Below are 1,839 nucleotides of genomic sequence, written 5' to 3' on the forward strand. Positions count from 1 at the left end.
CTGATGGTTCTTTTTTGGCGCCTCCGTTCATGGCGCGGTCGGGGTCGGGCTTGAGCAGTGTTCTGGAGTGGTCCGAGTCGGAGCTGGGTGGTGCGGGGTGGATCGATCCGGACTCGGGTGAGCGTCCGGAGGTGCATCCGGCTGAGAATCCCGTGGTGCGGGCTGGCGCGGTGAGGCTGTCGGCTGAACTCGACGTCGTGGAGGCCGCCGAGGCACGGGTCGTGTTCTACCGTGATGATTTCGTGCGGCTGGCGCGGGAGCGTCTGGCAACGGCGGAGACGTCGGCATCAGCGGTGGCGAAGGCGATCAGCGCAGTCTATGCCGCCGCGGACACGAACCAGGTGGGCTCACAGCAGGCGGACAAGCTCCGCAACCTGGTCGAGATCGCAGCGATCACCCACCAACTGTCGAACACACCCGCCGACTCCCCCCCAGCCCGGACCGGCCTCGAGGCGAGGCTCGACCAAGCCCTTCAGCGCAGTGCGGCATTGGCATGGGTGTCACTGCCGGATTGGTACACCAGCGCCGGCCAGTTCACCGACACGACCCTGCGTGACCTGGATCGACTCGAGGCCGCTCGTGTCGGCTTGCGGGACGCGCTGGACAACGAGGCGCTGTACCTCGACATCGCGACCGAACAGCGCGACACGGCGCGGCAGAACCTCTCCGACTCGGTAGAGGATCTCGCACCCCGTCTGAGCTCGGAGCAGTTCGCGTGCATGACCGCCGCCGCGCTGGTCACGACCTCACCCGAGATCACCCAGCCGGACACGGTGCGACGCGAGGCCGAGCACCAGGCCGCGCTCATGCTGCAGAACAAGCACATCGCCGCACGGTTGCTCAACGCCGGCGTCCGCGTCGTGATCATCCCCAAGGACACGCCTCTCACCGCCCTGCCTGAATTCCGTCACCTCGCCGGCACCACCACCAGCGACGGACGCCACTGGGACGACCAGAACGCCGCCATCACCGGCCGCACCATCGCCATCCGCGACAACGCCCTCACCCACCTGCCCCACGAGATCGCCCACGCCATCCACGAACACGCACTCGACGACGCAGACAAACACCACATCACACTCCTCTACCGCGACAGGCTCCAGCAACCCGACGCCCCCTGGCCCGGCAACTACGCCAGCACCAACGAACACGAACTCTTCGCCCAACTCAGCACCACCTACACCGGCACCAACCACGGCCACGTCACCAACAACAGCCACATCTGGCCACACAAGAAATGGCCAGAGACATTCCCCCTCCTCCGCAACACCTACGGACCCAACCCCACCAACATCCACCAACGACACCCCGCCACCACCGATAAACACCCGCACCACACCGCCTCCACAAACCCCCCATCACCAACCCCAGCTCAAGACACACCCGAACCACCATCAACCGCCACCTACGCCAAAATGCGATCAACCGGCAACAATAAAAACAGTCAGAACGGCCATTCGCCAACAGAGAAAACCAGCTCCACCCGCATTCCTTCAGGGGCCACGCAACAAACTGCGACTGTGAAACGAGCGATGTAAGAGCGCAACTCAAAACTGATCATCGCTGGTGGCGCAACGGCCCTGCCTGGTGAAGATCGTCACTTCTCACGCAATCGATCACACACAAACCAGGGCAGGGCCGTCGCGCCACCAGCCCACGACCGAAGTCCTCGGATCGAGAAGTGTCGGCGAGTTCGATGTGGAGGTAAGCGCTCGCCGGGCAGGACACCAGATCGGCGTGCCCCACGGTCATCATCGATCATGCCCTGGAGAGTAGTTGGCGCAGCCTTTCACTCCGTCCCCCGGAGAAGGCAATTTAGCAGCCCTCGCAATACCGGCG

At 64.2% G+C, this 1,839-nt stretch carries 1 protein-coding gene; it reads left to right on the top strand.

What is annotated here, in order from left to right; genetic code table 11:
- On the top strand, window positions 1-1,538 hold a 1,538-nt coding region (locus FKR81_RS43000), incomplete at its 5' end, for a hypothetical protein (protein WP_222598629.1).
- Window positions 1,539-1,839: the final 301 nt, after the last annotated feature.

This window comes from Lentzea tibetensis (genome assembly GCF_007845675.1).
Classification (GTDB): Bacteria; Actinomycetota; Actinomycetes; order Mycobacteriales; family Pseudonocardiaceae; genus Lentzea; species Lentzea tibetensis.